This window comes from Hymenobacter sp. (genome assembly GCF_036388155.1).
Taxonomy (GTDB): domain Bacteria; phylum Bacteroidota; class Bacteroidia; order Cytophagales; family Hymenobacteraceae; genus Hymenobacter.
The window spans coordinates 120,658-136,992 of sequence record NZ_DASVSI010000025.1 but is presented as its reverse complement, the minus strand read 5'-3'; the positions used below and the strand labels follow the sequence as shown (position 1 = coordinate 136,992).

The window sequence follows — 16,335 nt, the reverse complement described above, 5'->3', positions numbered from 1 at the left end:
CCTGGACTTTACTGAACCTCAGCCGGCAAGGTTACTGGCCAGCCAACGCGAACGGGAAAGGCCGCGTACCTAACGGAGCGCGTGGGGCCTGCGTCGGCAATTGACGAGTAACCGCCCTGCGTTTTTATGCTCCTTATGCTGCTTTCTTACTTGTTGAGCTTGCTGGCGTTCGCCGGCCCGCCCCAAGCCCCGCGCGACCCTGTTCCGACGCTGCCTGCCGCAATTCGCCGCGCCCTGCCGGCGGGCTACGCCGTGCTCGATGCCGCCCAGGGCGACCTGAACCGCGACGCCCGGCCCGATTGGCTGGTGGTGCTCAACAAGCCGAATGAAGCCAAAACCTCGGACGTCGGGGACCATCCCACCAAGCGGCCGCTGCTGCTGTTCGTGGGCGGCGCAGGCGGCACCTACGCGCTGGCCGTTCGCACCGACAACGCCGTGTACTGCGTGGATTGCGGCGGCATGATGGGCGACCCCTTCATGGGCCTGGCCATCAAGCAGGGCTATTTTACGGTGGAGCACTACGGCGGCAGCGCCGAGCGCTGGACGCGCTACGTCACCTTTCGCTACGACCCCACGGCCCGCACCTGGCTGCTGCACCGCGACGGCCGCGAGCGGTTCCACGTCCTCAACCCCGAGCAAGGCACCACCACGGCTACTACCGCCAAGGAGTTTGGCCGGGTGCCGCTGGCAACATTCGACATTTATAAAAGGTAACCCCGGCCATATGTCCTTGCTGCATTCCTGCCTGAAACACCTGGCCTTTGGCGTATTGCTAACCAGTGCCGCCTGCCGGCCCGACGGCACCCCAACCCAGGAGTCGCTCGCCGACAATAGTATAGCCGACCTCGGCCCGCCGGCCCTCCCGGGCGACACCCTGCACCTGCCCGGCGACCAGGTGATACCGCTCCGCCCGAGCAGCACCGAGGCATTCAACCAACTGCCCGGCAACGGTATGCCGGAGATGGTGAACCAGCCCGATACGGAGCCGCTACCCTCTGCCCAGGGCAGGGTGCGCCGCCAGGGGCTCGATTTGTTGTTGCGGCCCCTGCGCGGCAACGAGGTCAAATTGTCCTCGTCGCCCGACGCGCAGTTCACGCTGCAAAATTCGGGCGCCGTGCGGTACATATACTGGGGGAGCTTGCCGGCGGCTCACCAATGGGTAGTGCGGGCCTGGTACCACGAATCGGACGGCACGGTGCTCGTGGACCAGCGCACCGGCCAGCGGCTGGAGGCGGAGGGCACCCCCGCCACCTCCGCCGACGGCCGCTTTGTACTGCTGGCCAGCCCCGGCCTGGGCGGCGGCGACCAAATCAACGCGCTGACCCTTGTGAAGATAGACGACGCCGGCCCCCGCTTGCTTTGGAAGCGCGAGCCCACCACCTGGGAGCCGCAGGAAGCGCGCTGGGCCAACCCCGGCATCGCAATACTAAAGCTGCGCCACCTCAATGCCCAAGGCGAAATGCCCGACGATGCGCCCGACGCCTACGTGGAGTTGCCCTTGCCCCGCTGAACGCCTTGCCTCGCCGCAGTCATTCGCCCGTAAAGCTTTACTCCATCTTTTAACCAAGTCAATCATGCTCACACTCCTGAAACCCCATGGTTCTCTGTTAGGCCGTGGCCTGCTGCTGGCGCTGCTGCTCGCTCCGTTCGCTGTCCGCGCGCAGATGTCGACGGACCTCATCATGGAGACTTACAACAGCAACATCAGCGTCATCACCAACGGCATCATCAACAAGTCCATGATGGACAAGGCAGTAGAGCGTAACAACGCGGGCCGCAATGCCGGGCGTGCAGCGGCTACCCCCAGGACATCGGCCAGTGCCAGCGCCAGCGCTACCGCCAGCGCTACCGCCAGCGCCAGTACCGCCTACACGTCCACGCCCGCCCTGCGCCGGCAAACGGTACAGAACTGCATTGACCGCCTGAAAACCAGCAACCCGACCGGGGCGCAGGCCATTGCCACCACCTTTGGCCCCGGCAAATACGACTACGGGCAGGTGTTTCAGGGCCTCGTGCGGGATTCTGGCCTGCGCGAGAACGACGCCGCCGACAACCTCGCTTCGTACCTGATTTTGGGGTGGATGATAGTCAACAACGTGCAGGACGGCAACGCCGTCACCGTGCCGATGGCGCGCGGCGCGCGGGCCCAGGTGGCGCCGCTGCTGGCCGCCAATGCGCAGGCGCGCACCCGCGCCGCGCAGGTCGGCGAGGAGCTCAAGCTGCAAGCCGTGGTGGTGCAGGGCGGCTGGCAAGCGGCTGTCAAGGGCGGGAGCTTAGCCGCTTACCAGGAAAGCATCGGCAACCTGTTCAAAACCCAGTACGGCATGGACATGCGTCAGTTTAAGCTCACCAGCCAGGGCTTCGTAAAAAAATAGCATGAACCGTGAACCCTCGGTGGCCGAACAACTTCGCACCCGGCTGCGGGCACTGCTGATGAATCTGCTCCTGCTGGTCAGCGGCGGGCTGGCGCTGGCCAACCCTGCCCCAACGCCCCCGCCCAGCACCGACTACTACGCCGCCCTCAAGCCCCACAACCTCAGCACGCTGTGGCACGCCACCCAGCGGGCGCACCCCGACCAAGCGTACGGCAAGCCCTTCGCCATGCCCGACCCCATCGGCTTTATTGGCCCCAGCTACCAACGCTTCTACCTGCACTACACCAGCATGCAGAAAGACGCGGCCCGGCCCTACGTGTACCGCGTGACGGGCAAAACCCGGGTGAAAACCAACGTCTGCACTTTCACGGGCACCATCACTGTGCTCAAGGCCCGGCTGTACCAGGCCCCGAACGCCGAGTTTCCGCAGTATCGGGAAGGCGAGCTGACCTGCCGTGTGGGAGCTGGCCGAAGACCGTCGCCAGTCCGGCAGCGGCACCATCCGGGGCACGCTCACCACGTATTTCTACGTCGACCAGCAGGGGCGGCCCCAGTACAACCTGCTGGAAATGTTTGCCGACGGCTACCGCAACAACGAGTGCACCGGCACCTGGACCAGCTACGCCAGCGGCCAAACCAAAACCTGCAATTGGGGCGACTTCTACATCCCCAACGCCGGCCCGCTGCGCTTCAGCGACACCGAGTTTCAAATTGCCCCGCAGTACCGCGCCAACGGCTGGCAGACCTACCAGCAGGCGAAAGTCGGCCGCGCCGATGACCCCGCCACCCAAAAAGCCCTAGCCGAGGAAAAACGCCAGTGGTGGAAATAAGCCATGCCGCAACTGCTGTCCCTTCGACTAGCCGCTGAGGCGGGGAGCGTAGCCCAGCGCTTCCCTTGCTGTATGCGGCCGTTTTGTACGTGGCCCGTAGGCCCGATTGCAACAACGAGGCGCCGCCGGCGGGCTGGCGTTTCCGCTGATGTCGGCCACTGTGCTGAGCTTGCTCATGCACAGAACAAGAACTGTCAAAACCCTCGATTTTCTAAACTTACTTCAACACCGCTGCAAAAAAGGGCCGACAGGCCGCTGCCGCACTGGCGGAGTTCAAGAAACTCGTCTACTATTCAAAGTTCAAGAAACGCATGAGGGCGATGAGTTTCGTAAACTCCGTTCCCTCCAATTAACGACCGTATTCTGGAGGGTTTTTCACCCTGCGCAAACGGCCCAGAAATGCAGGTTTTCGGGCCGTTTTTTACATCCTTTATTGGAGGGTAGAATCTACCTTTATATCACTCTTTTTTTACCAGCCATTACTCATTATTTCTGACACGATGCCTTTGCACCCATTATCCTTTTTCCCCTCTTTACTCAGAATGGTTTTTGGTGAAACTGGAGGTGAGATGGCAATAGGAACCGGCTTTTTCTACGAGCACAACGGCGACTACTATCTCATCACGAATGGACATTGTGTCACCGGTATCAATCCTGAAAACAACATGCGAATCTCAGACCACGCAGGCTACCCGACCGTTGCTAGCGTGGGGCTCTTGAGTAAGCATCAACAAACCGTGATTAACCCTAAAGAACCACCTCGGCCAATCGGCATTACAAATTTTGATATCCCACTCTACATGGATGAGCATTACGCTCAGCCGACTTGGTTCACCCACCCTGCGCACGGGTACCGGGTCGACGTCGTCGCTATCCCGGTTTGCAAGGTAAATGAAGTGCCTTCCCACCTAAGCATCTTTCCTTTAAACTCATATCCATTCGAAGTGGAGCCTGCAGTCGGCGATGAGGTGTTTGTTCTGGGATATCCATTTGGTATAACTGACTCATTCGAAATGCCTATTTGGAAAAAAGGCAGTATCGCTTCTGAGCCCTTCTTCCCCTTCAAGGGCTTGCCGATGATGTTAATTGACACCGCCACGCGCTCCGGAATGTCGGGCTCACCCGTTATCATAAAGAGAACAGGCGTCCACGGTCCGGAAGAAGATGAGCGTTTTGGTACAGCTGCAGGGTTTGCCGGTGTCTATTCAGGACGGTATGGAGTAGAAAATGATAAACTGGGCAGGAGTGACGTGCAGTTAGGAATCGTTTGGAAAAAGGAGGTGATACAGGAAATCATTGAAGGAAAATACCACGGCACAATTGCATTTCAGAATCTCTAATTCATGCGAGTTGCCATCTACGCCCGAGTGTCAACCCGCGACAAAGGCCAGGACCCAGAGAACCAAGTGCACCAGCTGCGCGCCTTTGCCGAGCGGCACAGCACCGTCTACGAGGTGTTCACCGAGGAGGTGTCGGGCGGCAAGTCTGAGCGCAGTGAATTCAAGCTGCTGCTCGAGGCGTATCAGAAGAAATTTGACCTGGTCGTCTTCTGGCGCCTGGACCGCTTCAGCCGGGAAGGCGCCCTTCCCACGCTCCGCTACCTGAAGGAGCTGAAGGACTACGGCGTGAACTACAAATCCTTCACCGAGCCCTATTTCGACTCGCTGGGCCCCTTCGGCGACGTGATTGTTTTGATGCTGGCCACTATTGCGGCCCAGGACCTGATTAAAATTTCGGAGAACACCAAATCCGCGCTGGCCAAGAAGAAGGCGGCCGGCGCCAAACTCGGTGCCCCGACCAAAGCCGCCGCGGTGGTAGCCACGGTGCTGGAGCTGAAGGGAGAGGGCAAGTCCAACGGCTACGTTACCCGGACGCTCGGCATTTCCCCGGGCACGGTGGCCAAGTACCTGACACCGTCACAGGAACCACAGAAATATTTCGCGTTTTCCTAGAACTGACACCTAAACTGGCACCCACTGCAAGAAAAAAGGCCCTCACATTGCTGCGAGGGCCTTTTTAGTAGTCCGTAGGTGACTTATACCCCACGACTCGGCTCGTACGCCAACCGACACAAAAATGCCCTATTGCGGGCAACAGGGGCACTTTTACAAAAAGCCTTGTCGGGACAAGTCGGGTTGAATCGGTTTAAATCGGGGGTTTTGTCCCAGGTTTGTCCCATGGTTTGTCCCATGGTTTGTCCCAGAATCTGGGACAAAATGAAATCACATGGTAGCTTTGAATTAGCACGCAACACCACCTTTCATGGCCAAAATTTCCTTCCTGCTCACCGAGCCTGGCGCCACCAAGCCCACCCCCGTTTTTGCCTTTCTCTCCTTCGATGGCAAGCGCGTCAAAGTGTACACGGGGGTGAGCGTGGAGCCCCGCCAGTGGAACAAAGGCGACCAGCGTTTGCTCACCCGGGGCTTCCCCAAAACGGCCTCACCAACGACGCCCTGCAAGGCATCGAGGACCGCTTGCTCACCTACTACGCCGAGTGCCGCGCCCAGGGCGTGCTGCCCACCGCGGATGAGTTGCGCGCGGTGGCCGCGCCCCAGGAAAAGGAGGTGAAATCCGTTGCTCCCGCGTCGACAGCCCCGCCCACCTTCTGGTCGCGCTTCGAGGAGTTCCTCGCGCAGTCCCGCGAGCAGGGGCAGCCCCGCACGGCCCAAGCCAGCGCCACGGCCGGGCGGCACCTGCGCGAGTTCGGCCAGCAGGCGAAAGTGACCATCGACTTCGACGCCATCACCCCGGGCCTGGGCGACAAGTTCGCTTCCTAATTTGCTCAAGATTGGGCAGACCGACAACACCATCGCCAAGCAGTTCGTCCGCCTCAAGCGGTTCATGAAGTGGGCCGCTGACCGCGGCTACCACGCCAACGCCAAATACCAGCGCCTGACTTGGCAGCGCCACGACCCGGAAATCCTCACCCTGACCCGGGAAGAGGTAGCGGCCATTGAGGGTTTGTCCCTTCCCGAGGGTGGCTACTTGGACAACGCCCGCGCCTTGTTCCTGCTGGCGTGCTACACGGGCCTGCGCTACTCCGACCTGGTCAGCATCCGGCCCGAGCACCTCAAAGGGCAGCTGCTGCGCTTAACGATGCAAAAAACGCGCGAGACGGTGGTCGTGCCCCTCACCGACCGGCCCTGGCCCTGGTGCAGCGGCAGCTCGCCGGCGGGGTGCGGCTCATCACCAACCAAAAGCTCAACGAGTACCTCAAAGAACTCGGCCAGCTAGCTGCCATCAACGAGCCGTTTGAGCTGATTCGCTACCGCGGGGGCAAGCGGGAAACGACCACGATGCCCAAGTGGGAAAAGATGGGGTGCCACACCGGCCGGCGCACCTTCGTCACGCTGAGCCTGGAGCGGGGACTGCGCCCGGAAATCATCATGAAATTTACCGGCCACAAGGACTGGAAATCGTTTCAGCGCTACGTGAACATCACGGACTCGGCCGTGGAGCGGGAGTTTCGGCGGGTGCACGCCCAGCAAGGGTAGGGGAGTGGGCGTTAACTATTTTTAGCGACTCCATCTGCTCAACGGCGAGGCGCACCAGTCGCCCCCGGAGCAGGGCCATAGAGCTGGAGCAAGTAGTCGCGCACTTCGTACTCGCCCATGTCCCGCTCGATGGCAAACGGCAGCTTGCCTTCGAACCGGGCGCGGGCGCGCAGTTGCGCCAAGTAAGGGTCGTAGTGCCCGGGCTTGAGGTGCACGTAGGTGATGATTTTCCCCTCGGTGTAATCCGACTCGATGCGGTCCACGAAATACGAGCTGCCACCGGTAAATCCCCGCACGAAATTCAACTCCATTCCCTCGCCCAGCTGCGGGGTAGCTGGCAAGCGGCAGCTAATGGACCAGGCGGCCCGGCGCCCGCTTACCAGGAGGCAGTGCTCTACCTGCGGAAAGGCGATAAAGTCGGGCTCGGTTTCCATCGCCGTGAGGAAGGCTTGATACAGAGCCTCAAGGGTACGCTTGAAAGCGGGCGGCTGCAGGCCGGCGTGCTGCTGTAAGGCTTTGGCCGTGGGCAGGGGAGCGTCGGGGGTGGCGCGGGCCGCCAAGGCATCGAGCAGGGCATCGAGTAGCGCGTCGTGCCCGCTTTGCCCTCGCAGCTTGGCCAGGGCCTGCGGGGCGCAGCACAAGTCCGCGAGCATGGCGCGGGTCGAGACAGGGTCGTGGGTACGGGCGGGCATGGCTGGAAGGCTGGGGGGTGAGTGTCAGAATTAAGTGTTCGGAATCGGTAACTGTTCTTGCTAGAATCGCGGCCTAGTGTTCCATAGCAAAGTCGCAACCGAGGAGGGGATACACGTTTTATGAGAGGGGTAAAGGACACCCGCAGGGGCCGCGAGTTGACGTGCGGTGAAGCCGTCCGGGACGTTGCTGAAGTGTGTCAAGAGACGGTGCTGTGGAGGGAGTTTTTTATCCATTTAATGCGGGGAAAGAGCACGCCCCCTGGGAAGTAAAAACCCGGGCACCGGTTATTGCTAGAATCGCGGTCCACGCTAGTGTCTATAGCAACGTCGCAACCGAGAACGACCTGCGTCAACGCTGGGTGCGTTGACGCGAAATGACAGCCTCAAATCATACTGCCCATCCAGCAAATTTCAAGGCCCGCGGCGCCCCCAGCCGCCTGCCCCCGCCGTTGCTAAATGGCGCGCACCGTTTTAGCTAGAAACGCGGCCCGCTTAGCATTCCATAGCGTTAACGCATCCCAGAACGACGCGGTGAAAAACGCGGCCCCAGACGCCTCGGTTTTTACGCTTGTTAAGAAAGGATTTTGGCGAGCCAAGTCGGGGCCGTTAGCGGCTGGGCGGCGCTCTGCTAAGCCTAAGTGCTCCGTGCAATACCTTGCTGCTCCATTCCCCCAACCCCTAATGCCCGTCCTCTCCGGTGAGCAAGTGCTGGCCGCCATCCTCAAGCACGACACCAAAAGCACCAGCTACAAGATTGCCCTGCTGCGGGCCCTCAACGACGTGGTGCTGCTCTACCCCGACGTGGCCCGGCTGGGCCAAGCCGTGGCCGTGCCCCTGACCCGTCTAGCCGAGTTGTGGGTGGCCTACTATTGGCCGTTTATGGATGCGGAATCGCCCATCTACCAGGGGGCTCGCGCTCTCCGGGATGACGCTACCCGCAACGACGTGGCCTTCCGCCTGGCCTTGACGAAGCTACGCGTCGAGTGGCAACGGCTGGTGCAGCTCGCCCCCCAGCCCGCCGACGGCTTCTTCCTGCTCACAGAGATGCGCACGCCCCACCGGCTTTGGTGCAGGCCTACCGGCAGGCCGTGTCGGCCGCGGCCAAGGCCTTGCCCATGCCCATCAAGTACGCCGGGCCCGGGCACTGGTCGGTGTTTGACAAGCCCGAGACCTTGAGCCAGCTACCGCCCTCGATTCTGCCCCTGCCCGGCACGCAGCCCCAGGACGTGTGCCTGGTTATCGCGCCCAGCCTGTGGGAGGCGTTTCACCGCCTCTCGCTCTACGTCGAGGCCCTGTGCCTGCACGAGTGGTGCTTGTTCACCGAAACCGTGGCCCAGGACAGGACGGTCGACCGCGGCCAAGTCTATACCCTGCTCACCGCCCACCCCGCCAACCGGCGGCCCCTGACCTGGGAGCGCAACCAAGTGGACGTATTGCTCTTCGAGCAAATACCCTTCTCCTGTCCCTGGACGGGCCTGCCCATCACCCGGCCCGAGGACTACGACCTGGACCACCTGCTGCCCGTGGCCGTGTACCCCATCAACGAGCTGTGGAACCTGTTACCCGTCAACAAGCACTTCAACCAGCGCGTCAAGCGCGACCGCATTCCCGACCGGGCCATGCTGCTCGCGTGCCAGGGACGCGTGGCGGCCGCCTACGCGACCTACGAGCGCTCGGCCAAGCTGCGGGCGGCCGTGCACGAAGACGCCCGCCTGCGCTTTGCCAGCGTTGCGCCGGGGGACGTGGACTTTTCGGCCGCCCTGGCCCACCAGGCCGTGGAGTTCATCGACGGCGTGGCCGCCAGTCGCTACGCCAGTCGCTACGCCAGTCGCTACGCCAGTCGCTTTACCAATCTCTAAGCTATGTCCCTCCCCAAGCTGGTGCGCGACCGCATCCCCGCCCTCATCGCCGAATCCGGCCGCCGGTGCGCCACCGAAGTCCTGACCGAGGTGGAATTACAGCAAGCCCTGCGCGCGAAGCTGGTCGAGGAAGCCCAGGAAATCCTGGCGGCCGACCCGGGCGAACTACCCACCGAGTTGGCCGACGTCCTGGAAGTGTTCGAGGCCCTCGTGGAAGCGCACGGACTCGACCCCGCGGCCATCCGGCACGTGCAGCAGGCCCGACGAGCGGAACGCGGCGGCTTTTCCCAGCGCCTGCGCCTGCTCTCAATCGAAGCATAGTCTCGGAGGTGAGCCGGTGGTATTCTTCCCGCGTGGTGTTCTCTCCGGTTCTTAGACCTGCGCTCTCGCCCCAGGGGAACACCGCCAAGGGCCTGTTCTCATAGCCAAAAGAATCGATTTTATCGACCTGTTATTCCCTGTAAAGGCCCATTATCTTTGCTTTGTTCGCGTTGGGGTTATGCCCCGCGACCCACAATCGACTTTTCTAAAAACGAAAGCCCGAACCGTTGGAGCGGCCGGGCTTTCAGAAGTGCGGGGTTATGGTACAACCCTCTACTTCAGTCGAAAATGGAGAGAAACGCGAAAAAACTGCTGCAAGCCCTGGCGATGGGTGTTGCAAGTGGCACCGGGAAAGCCGTAGGGGCGGCCCTGGCGGCGTACTTGCTGGCCCAGCTCGCTAGCTGGCTCTTGCCGTAGTTGGTAAGGCAGTCGGGCCGGGTGCTCGGCTGCCTTATTTAGGTGGTCAGAATCCGGGACAAATATACACCGGCTAGTGGTCAAGTGTAACGGCTCGTTACAACTTTTAGTTTACCATGGCCTACGGGAGCAGAACGTCACGCCAGGCGATTTTAACCCAGTAGTAATCTTGGCCCCGTGTGACCCTCGCCGGATTTGCCGCCCTGCCCGAAGCCGAGCAGATGACCTTGGCCCTGAACACGGGCACCTTCGTGGCCACGCGCTGGCAGGAGGTGGACGAGGCCGTGCACCTCTACCAGGGGCGCCAAAGAAAACAACTGTGGAGGGAGGGATAGACTGCGGCCGCCATTGTTCGGCCAATACTTGGTGCTTGGTGCTCCTCCCTACTCGTCCGCGTATTTCTTGTATTCCTCGGTCTCCAGGAAATCCTCCCCCAGATAAATCAGCGGCAGGCCCTCCTCCCGGGCGGCCTGGAGCTGCGCCTCGGTCCCGCAGAAATACCACGCCTCCTGCCCGGTCAACCCCACCGCCGGGTTAATGCTGTACAACTTGTCGTCCGACCCCAGGGCGGCCGGCAGCTTCTCCAATTCCTCGAAGAACTGGTCGGCCAACCAGTCGTCGTCGGCGTGGGTGCGAAAAACGACCGCAGTGTCCGCGGTTGAGAGCGTCGCGACAAAGTATTTTTTATCGGGGGAGAGCTCTTCGCGGAGGTGAATGGCTTTCCCGGGGAAGGTTTCTTCCACAATCAATTTCAGCAGCGCGGAGAGGTCGCCCAAGTTGTAAATGCATTCCGTGTCGAAGCTAACGTCCCGGATTCCGTGCTTTTCGACAATGCGCGGGATGTCTCGGCCGAGTTCGTCGAGGGGAGTCATGGTAGCAGATTTTTCGGTAGCCGGGCTGCTACAAGCCGCAGTGGCCGTCAGCAGCCCGGCCAGTAGATAGGCGGGTTTCACGCCTGCCAAGGTACCGACCGGCCAGAAAATAAGTAGGAACGGTGCTCCAGGGCCGGTAACTCGCCGCCCCGTAAACAGGGCGACGCTTTGGGCTCGTGCATGTGCCAGGCCACAGCGGAAATTTCGGAACGAATTTCGCATGACAACTGGCTTTATAACAGATAATTATCGCCGGATTAGCTATTCTGATTCCGGAAGCTGCTCCGAGTGCTTTGTTACCATTCCCGGTCTAGTAGTCCCTGTCAGTTAGTTGTTCCAACGCTGACCCCGCGTGACCAAGGACAGGCCCCTGAGCAGAAGCGGTCATCCTTTGGTCAGGGGGCGCTCCATGGATAGCTAATCTGCCGCATGCAAACCCTCGATGCGGTATGGGTTTTTAGTAACAGAACCGCCCTGCCTGCGCCCTTTGTAAACTTTGACCTACCCAACCCAGTTGAGGGCTGGCAAGCTGAACCGCACGCCGGCTCACTGCTCGTCCTTTCCTACGCGTTGCCCAGAGCCTGCCTACCCTCCGCCGTCCACTCGCTGCCTATGCCCAAGCTGAAGTTCTCCGCCGCGCGCGGAGCGCCCTTTTACGCCACGCTGCGCGAGCGCGTGGACGCCTACTTCCAGACCCGGCAACTCTCGCGCCACGCCAACGGGGCCATGTGGGCCAAGACGGGGTTCTTCCTGACCAGCTTCGTGGTCCTGTACGGCCTAGTGGTGTTCGGTCCCTTCGACCCGGGCACCCGGCTGGCTTTGGCCGGGTTGCTGGGCGCGTGCAACGCCTTCATCGGCTTCAACGTGTGCCACGACGCGCTGCACGGCGCTTTTTCCGCCAACCCGCGCGTCAACCGGGCCCTGGGCCTGCTCTTCAACTTGCTCGGCGCCAACCCCTACGTGTGGACCCTGACCCACAACCTGGTGCACCACACCTACACCAACATTCCCGGGCACGACGAGGACATCGAGGTGGCCCCGGGCCTGCTGCGCCTGTCGCCCGAGGAGCCGTGGCGGCCCTGGCAACGTTACCAGCACCTGTACGCCTTTCCGCTCTACGGGCTCGCGTCCCTGTCCTGGGTGTTGCGCAAGGACTACGTCAAGTTCTTTCAAGCCCAAATCGGGCAGCACGCCGCCCGCCACCCGCGCCGGGAGTACGTCAACCTGTTTGCCTACAAGGCCCTGTACTTCGTGCTCTTCCTACTCGTGCCCTGGGCGGTGCTGCCGCTCTCCTGGGGCCCGGTCCTGGTCGGCTTCGTGGCCTTGCACCTGGTCGAGGGCGTCGTGATGGGCCTGGTGTTTCAACTGGCCCACGTGGTGGAGGGCACGGCGTTTCCCGCCGCCGACGCCAGCGGCACCATGCCCGAAGCCTGGGCGGCGCACCAGCTGCGCACCACGGCCAACTTTGCCCCGCGCAGCGCGGCGGCGGCGTTCTTCTGCGGGGGGCTGAACCGCCAAATCGAGCACCACCTCTTCCCCCGGGTCTGCCACGTTCACTACCCCGCCCTGGCCCCCATCGTCCGAGAAACGGCCCGGGAGTTCGGGCTGCCCTACCTGGAAAACCCCTCGTTTGGCGCGGCCCTGCGCTCGCACTACCGCCTGTTGCGCGGCTTGAGCCGGCCAGGGGCGGGGGAGACGGGAGACAGGAGACGCCTGCCCGTCGTGCCGGCCTGAGTCCATGTAGTCGAAGGGTGCCTTTCCTACGCAAGGGGGCGTTGTCTGACGCTTGAAGGCCTGAGCACAGGCCTACCAAGAGAAAGCCCTTGGGCCCACATTCTCCTATGAACGCCCCGGTTACAGCAGGAACGCCGCGCGTGCGCCTTGCTTGGCGGCTTCCAGGGAAGGATAATTGGCCGTGACAATTTCGTACTGGTCCCGGCGGGCGGTGGTGTTGCGCACGTATTGCTGGGTGGCCAGCTGGCCCAGCACGTTTTCGGCGACGACGATGCTCACTTCGCGCACGCCGGCCTGGAACGCGCGCACGTTCCAGTCGGCGATGAGCCATTCCTGCACGGCTTGGGGGATGGCGCCCATGCGGCGCACGTCGCCAATCCAGCCCCACGGCCGCTCGGGGGTGGCGCGGGCTTCGTAGTACGCCAAGCCGGTTTCCATGAGGTGCGTGAAGGCGGCGCGGTTGGCGAAGCCGTGGAGCTGCACGATAACGCAAGGAACCGCCGCGTCGGCTAACACGGAGCCGTAGGATTCGGCAAGGACAACGTCGTCGGGCATGGGGCGGTAACAATGGGGTCAAAGGTAAGTTCGACCATAAGCAAAAAAGCAAGTTGGGTGTTGTTGGTAAAGGTTACCTTCGCGGTCCTTCCTTTTCCCGCTCCATGAAAACAGAACTGACCAACGGCTTTGGCAAGGTGTACTTAACCACCGAGTTTGACCAAGCAAACGGCTGGGTGTACAACAATTGGAAAGGCTACCAAACGCTGGCGGGCATCCGGGTGGGGGCGGACGCGTGCCTGGCGCCGCTGCAGCAACACGCCTGCGCCTACCTGCTCAACGACAACCGCGAAGTCATTGGCCCGTGGGACCACGCCGTGGAGTGGATTGTGACGGAGTGGGCCCCGCGGGCCCAGGCCCAGGGCCTAACCCATTTTGCCAACGTGGTCAGCCCCGAGTCCCTGGCCGCGCAGTCGGCCGAAGCGATGGCCCTCGGCCTGGGCGAGCGGCTGCACATGCGCCTGTTTGGGAGCGTCGACGAAGCCAAAGCGTGGTTGCGCGCGGCCCAGGCAGGGGGGTAGGAGGGGGGACGTTTTTGCTTGCAGTATTGCGCTCAAGGACCGCCAGTTCCAACTGTTTGCCGCCGCTCACCAGCGCCAGGTTTGGGTTTGTCGTGTTAGGTCTCAATCCAGCTTCCGCTCCTGCAGCCACTTATACACCTCCGCCACGCCCGGCCCCACGGCGGCCACCGCTTCCTGGAGCTGCTTGCGGGTGCAACTGAGCGCCTCGCACCAGCCGAGCACGGCTTCTTCGTCAGTGAGGTCAACGGTGTTGCCCTCCTGTCGAGGGCTTAGAAAAGTATTGTGGAGCATAGGGGTAGAGTAGCGCTAGGGTGAGGGAAAACGTGAGCTAGGGGCGCACGTCGGTGAATACTCCCTCCAAAGTGTAATCCTTCTGGTTAGCGAGGCCAATCATGATGCTTCTAGAGGCGGTAAAAGTGCCCGAAAAGCCCCCATTTCTCGTGGGTGTAATCGTTGCACGGTCGTTCATAAACCAAAGCCCTAGGGGCGCCACGCCGTCGTACAAGCTGACGCCAAAATAGCGGTATGCCGTGTCAGGCTGGCCCTTCGGTTTGGCGAAAACGAGGATAAGCGTCTCGACGCCGATGGCCGGCTGAGGAGTGGTAGTGAGGCGCACCTCCACCTCGTCGTTGTTGGCGTCGGTGCTAAAAACCAAATGCGCTTTGGCTTCCACTTGACGGTTGACGACTTGGCCCGTGTTGGGTTCGCGGCTATCGAGCTTGTAGCTGCCGACATTGGTTGGGCCGGCGGCAACGGGGTCGTCTTCTTTCTTAGAGCAGCTCAGGACGCTGAGCAAAAGAGCGGCGGCCAGCAAGGGGGTAGAGAGTAGGCGTGGAAGCATAGGGTAGGAGGGGGAGTGATTAGGAATTCTTGCGCAAACGCTGCCGCACGGCCAGCATCATGGGGCCGACGGCGAACATGGCCGCGCGCAAGTTATCGGCGGTGCAGCCCAGGGCCCGGGTCCAGTAGCGCACCTCGAACTCGGTGGTGATGCTGATGCGCAAATCGCCGGGTTGCCCGGGGCCCGCGTCGGAAAACGCGGCCCCGTAGCGCTGGCCCGTCAGGTGCTCCTGCACGCGCAGCACTTCGTTGCCCACCATCGACACCGCCGCCCGGAGCTGGGCGCCGCTGCACTGGAACCGCTCGGCCCAGTAGCGCACGTCGGCCGCCTGCTGGGCATCGACGCGCAACGGGTCGGCGGGTTGATACGAGGGGGGGGGGCTTTGCCACGGGCAGAGGGGCGGTCAAAGATGCTTAATTCGGGGTGTTGGGGTCGCCCTGCAACAGCGCGATGGTTTCACCGTGCGCGGCGATGAGGGCCTGACTCAGTGCCAGCTCCCGGCTGAGCGCGTCGCAGCCGTCCTGGCAGAGCCGCCGCGGCTGCACCCGCTTCCGGGGCACGGGTTGGGGATTGCCATGGCCGAGCGGGCGGGGGATGGTTAGGAGGGAGGGCTTCGGCTTCCGCCGGCGCTTGGGAAGTTTCCTGGTCGGGGGCAGGGGAGATGCCCGGGGCGGGAATTGGTGGGGTGGCGGAAGAAGAAGGAGGGGGCAGGGGCAGCTTCAGGGCGTTTTTCACGCGCTTCAGGTCGGAGGCCATCACCCGCAGCTCGCGGTAGAATTTTTCCTGGTCGGTGCTGATGCGGAACAGCGTGCTTTGCAGGTTGTGGAGCCGGTTGTCGATGGCGTCCTGGTTCAGGAGAATTTGCTCCAACAGCTCTTCGAGCTTGGGGGTGTCGGACATAACAGAGGAAATAAGGCGAGGAAGAGGATACAGGCGTGGCCATGGTAGAGGGGGTAAGTGGCCGGTATAAACGGGTTATCAGGTGTTTCGGAGTTCATCACGCCGCCGCACTTCTGCCTAGAGTTGGTCGGTGAGCAGGGGTTGGAAGGCCGGTTGGTTCTTGTCGTTTACTAGTTGGACCCGGGCCCGGCCGCCGTGGGCATAAAGTATTCGGATAGTTGCGGCCGGTAAATGGTGACGGTAAAGTGCAGTGGTGACGCCTCTATGCGGGACGGTTGTAGCTGGCGCGCAGCAGGGTAATGGTTTCGTCTTTGGCCGCCACCAATGCGTTGGCCAAGGCTAATTGATTCTTCAATGACTCGACGTCGCGCAGGCAGCTATCGAGCTGGATAGCTAGCTCTTGGGCTGGAGCCTTCGTACTGGTTTTGATTTTCTGGGTGTTGCCGCTTCCTGCTTGATTGTTGATACCAGCCTGTAGCGTGGAACCAGAAGAAGAAGCTGAGTCATCATCAAGAAAATAATTGAGTGACACACTTAGAGCCTCAGCTATTTTTTCTAATTGGGATAGTTTAGCGTCACCTCTATTGAGGATGGCATGCAGCGTTGGTTCGGAAATGCCTGACTGAGTGGCGAGACGCTGAATCGTTATTCCTTGCTCACCCAGCTTCTTTTTGATTTTACCCTCAATAGATTTCATAGCGGAACCACGGATTTCGAGATTATATCTAAAATTACTTAAAAAAGATGAGATATTATTTTAAGTATGACTCGGCTTTATTTAGTTACGCCTCGTAATTCGCCGTAAATCTGAAAAATATCGTCTGAAAATCCTAAAAAAGCAGGGCGTTTCTCCAACCTATTTTATGGAACCCAAAAACCGCCTCCAGCTCAAGGAGTCGGACATGAGCCCCACGCGCTTCAACC

At 61.4% G+C, this 16,335-nt stretch carries 23 protein-coding genes and 1 pseudogene; 15 read left to right on the top strand and 9 right to left on the bottom strand.

The genetic code is table 11. From position 1 onward, the window contains the following. Window positions 1-135: 135 nt before the first annotated feature. From VF629_RS03915 to VF629_RS03875, 9 genes are all read left to right on the top strand, one after another. Window positions 136-714: a hypothetical protein gene (locus VF629_RS03915; protein WP_331057143.1), complete on the top strand. Its 579-nt coding sequence runs from the start codon at window positions 136-138 to the stop codon at window positions 712-714. A gap of 10 nt (window positions 715-724) precedes the next feature. Continuing rightward, complete coding sequence (locus VF629_RS03910) at window positions 725-1,510, top strand: hypothetical protein (protein WP_331057142.1); 786 nt, start codon at window positions 725-727, stop codon at window positions 1,508-1,510. 64 nt (window positions 1,511-1,574) lie between these two features. Continuing rightward, window positions 1,575-2,375 (top strand): hypothetical protein, encoded by an 801-nt coding sequence (locus VF629_RS03905; RefSeq protein ID WP_331057141.1) that lies wholly within the window; start codon window positions 1,575-1,577, stop codon window positions 2,373-2,375. A gap of 455 nt (window positions 2,376-2,830) precedes the next feature. Next, a complete protein-coding gene (locus VF629_RS03900; RefSeq protein ID WP_331057140.1) occupies window positions 2,831-3,205 on the top strand; it encodes a hypothetical protein in 375 nt (124 codons plus the stop codon). 500 nt (window positions 3,206-3,705) lie between these two features. After that, window positions 3,706-4,545: a serine protease gene (locus VF629_RS03895; protein WP_331057139.1), complete on the top strand. Its 840-nt coding sequence runs from the start codon at window positions 3,706-3,708 to the stop codon at window positions 4,543-4,545. 3 nt (window positions 4,546-4,548) lie between these two features. Beyond that, on the top strand, window positions 4,549-5,157 hold the full coding sequence (locus tag VF629_RS03890; protein WP_331057138.1) for a recombinase family protein: 609 nt from the start codon (window positions 4,549-4,551) through the stop codon (window positions 5,155-5,157). 435 nt (window positions 5,158-5,592) lie between these two features. Further along, window positions 5,593-5,982 carry a hypothetical protein gene (locus VF629_RS03885; RefSeq protein ID WP_331057137.1) on the top strand — a complete coding sequence of 130 codons (390 nt, stop codon included), beginning with the start codon at window positions 5,593-5,595 and terminating at the stop codon, window positions 5,980-5,982. Window position 5,983: 1 nt separating this feature from the next. After that, on the top strand, window positions 5,984-6,439 hold the full coding sequence (locus VF629_RS03880; RefSeq protein ID WP_331057136.1) for a hypothetical protein: 456 nt from the start codon (window positions 5,984-5,986) through the stop codon (window positions 6,437-6,439). Next, entirely contained in the window at window positions 6,382-6,699 is a 318-nt protein-coding gene (locus VF629_RS03875) for a hypothetical protein (protein ID WP_331057135.1), read from the top strand. The genes VF629_RS03880 and VF629_RS03875 overlap by 58 nt, the downstream gene beginning before the upstream one ends. Before the next feature lie 38 nt (window positions 6,700-6,737). On the opposite strand, the gene VF629_RS03870 is transcribed toward VF629_RS03875, so the two are convergent. After that, a complete protein-coding gene (locus VF629_RS03870) occupies window positions 6,738-7,391 on the bottom strand; it encodes a hypothetical protein (protein ID WP_331057134.1) in 654 nt (217 codons plus the stop codon). Window positions 7,392-8,072: 681 nt separating this feature from the next. On the opposite strand from VF629_RS03870, the gene VF629_RS03865 reads away from it, so the two are divergent. From VF629_RS03865 to VF629_RS03850, 4 genes are all read left to right on the top strand, one after another. Then, window positions 8,073-8,567 carry a hypothetical protein gene (locus tag VF629_RS03865; protein WP_331057133.1) on the top strand — a complete coding sequence of 165 codons (495 nt, stop codon included), beginning with the start codon at window positions 8,073-8,075 and terminating at the stop codon, window positions 8,565-8,567. Then, complete coding sequence (locus VF629_RS03860) at window positions 8,459-9,250, top strand: HNH endonuclease domain-containing protein (protein WP_331057172.1); 792 nt, start codon at window positions 8,459-8,461, stop codon at window positions 9,248-9,250. Before VF629_RS03865 ends, VF629_RS03860 begins: the two co-directional genes overlap by 109 nt. A 3-nt stretch (window positions 9,251-9,253) precedes the next feature. Then, window positions 9,254-9,571 (top strand): nucleoside triphosphate pyrophosphohydrolase, encoded by a 318-nt coding sequence (locus VF629_RS03855; protein WP_331057132.1) that lies wholly within the window; start codon window positions 9,254-9,256, stop codon window positions 9,569-9,571. A gap of 596 nt (window positions 9,572-10,167) precedes the next feature. Next, window positions 10,168-10,323: a hypothetical protein gene (locus tag VF629_RS03850; protein WP_331057131.1), complete on the top strand. Its 156-nt coding sequence runs from the start codon at window positions 10,168-10,170 to the stop codon at window positions 10,321-10,323. Window positions 10,324-10,371: 48 nt separating this feature from the next. On the opposite strand, the gene VF629_RS03845 is transcribed toward VF629_RS03850, so the two are convergent. Further along, entirely contained in the window at window positions 10,372-10,941 is a 570-nt protein-coding gene (locus tag VF629_RS03845) for a hypothetical protein (protein ID WP_331057130.1), read from the bottom strand. Window positions 10,942-11,472: 531 nt separating this feature from the next. Here VF629_RS03845 and VF629_RS03840 point away from each other — a divergent pair. Further along, complete coding sequence (locus tag VF629_RS03840; protein WP_331057129.1) at window positions 11,473-12,594, top strand: acyl-CoA desaturase; 1,122 nt, start codon at window positions 11,473-11,475, stop codon at window positions 12,592-12,594. Window positions 12,595-12,714: 120 nt separating this feature from the next. On the opposite strand, the gene VF629_RS03835 is transcribed toward VF629_RS03840, so the two are convergent. After that, on the bottom strand, window positions 12,715-13,149 hold the full coding sequence (locus tag VF629_RS03835; protein ID WP_331057128.1) for a hypothetical protein: 435 nt from the start codon (window positions 13,147-13,149) through the stop codon (window positions 12,715-12,717). Window positions 13,150-13,253: 104 nt separating this feature from the next. Here VF629_RS03835 and VF629_RS03830 point away from each other — a divergent pair, with 104 nt between their 5' ends. Then, the gene (locus VF629_RS03830) at window positions 13,254-13,670 is read left to right on the top strand and encodes an STAS/SEC14 domain-containing protein (protein WP_331057127.1); all 417 of its coding nucleotides are present in this window, start codon (window positions 13,254-13,256) and stop codon (window positions 13,668-13,670) included. A gap of 102 nt (window positions 13,671-13,772) precedes the next feature. Here VF629_RS03830 and VF629_RS03825 read toward each other — a convergent pair whose 3' ends face one another. The 6 genes and pseudogenes from VF629_RS03825 to VF629_RS03800 form a co-directional block, all read right to left on the bottom strand. Next, window positions 13,773-13,961 carry a DUF3606 domain-containing protein gene (locus VF629_RS03825; protein ID WP_331057126.1) on the bottom strand — a complete coding sequence of 63 codons (189 nt, stop codon included), beginning with the start codon at window positions 13,959-13,961 and terminating at the stop codon, window positions 13,773-13,775. A 37-nt stretch (window positions 13,962-13,998) separates the two neighbouring features. Next, window positions 13,999-14,511: a hypothetical protein gene (locus VF629_RS03820; protein ID WP_331057125.1), complete on the bottom strand. Its 513-nt coding sequence runs from the start codon at window positions 14,509-14,511 to the stop codon at window positions 13,999-14,001. A 19-nt stretch (window positions 14,512-14,530) separates the two neighbouring features. Continuing rightward, complete coding sequence (locus tag VF629_RS03815) at window positions 14,531-14,770, bottom strand: DUF3606 domain-containing protein (protein ID WP_331057171.1); 240 nt, start codon at window positions 14,768-14,770, stop codon at window positions 14,531-14,533. Continuing rightward, window positions 14,744-14,863: pseudogene (locus tag VF629_RS03810) on the bottom strand (DUF3606 domain-containing protein); the annotation flags it as partial. The gene VF629_RS03815 and the pseudogene VF629_RS03810, both read right to left, overlap by 27 nt. A gap of 104 nt (window positions 14,864-14,967) precedes the next feature. After that, complete coding sequence (locus tag VF629_RS03805) at window positions 14,968-15,411, bottom strand: hypothetical protein (RefSeq protein WP_331057124.1); 444 nt, start codon at window positions 15,409-15,411, stop codon at window positions 14,968-14,970. Between the two features lie 262 nt (window positions 15,412-15,673). Further along, window positions 15,674-16,108, bottom strand: coding sequence for a helix-turn-helix transcriptional regulator (locus VF629_RS03800; RefSeq protein ID WP_331057123.1), 435 nt, complete (start codon window positions 16,106-16,108; stop codon window positions 15,674-15,676). Window positions 16,109-16,335: the final 227 nt, after the last annotated feature.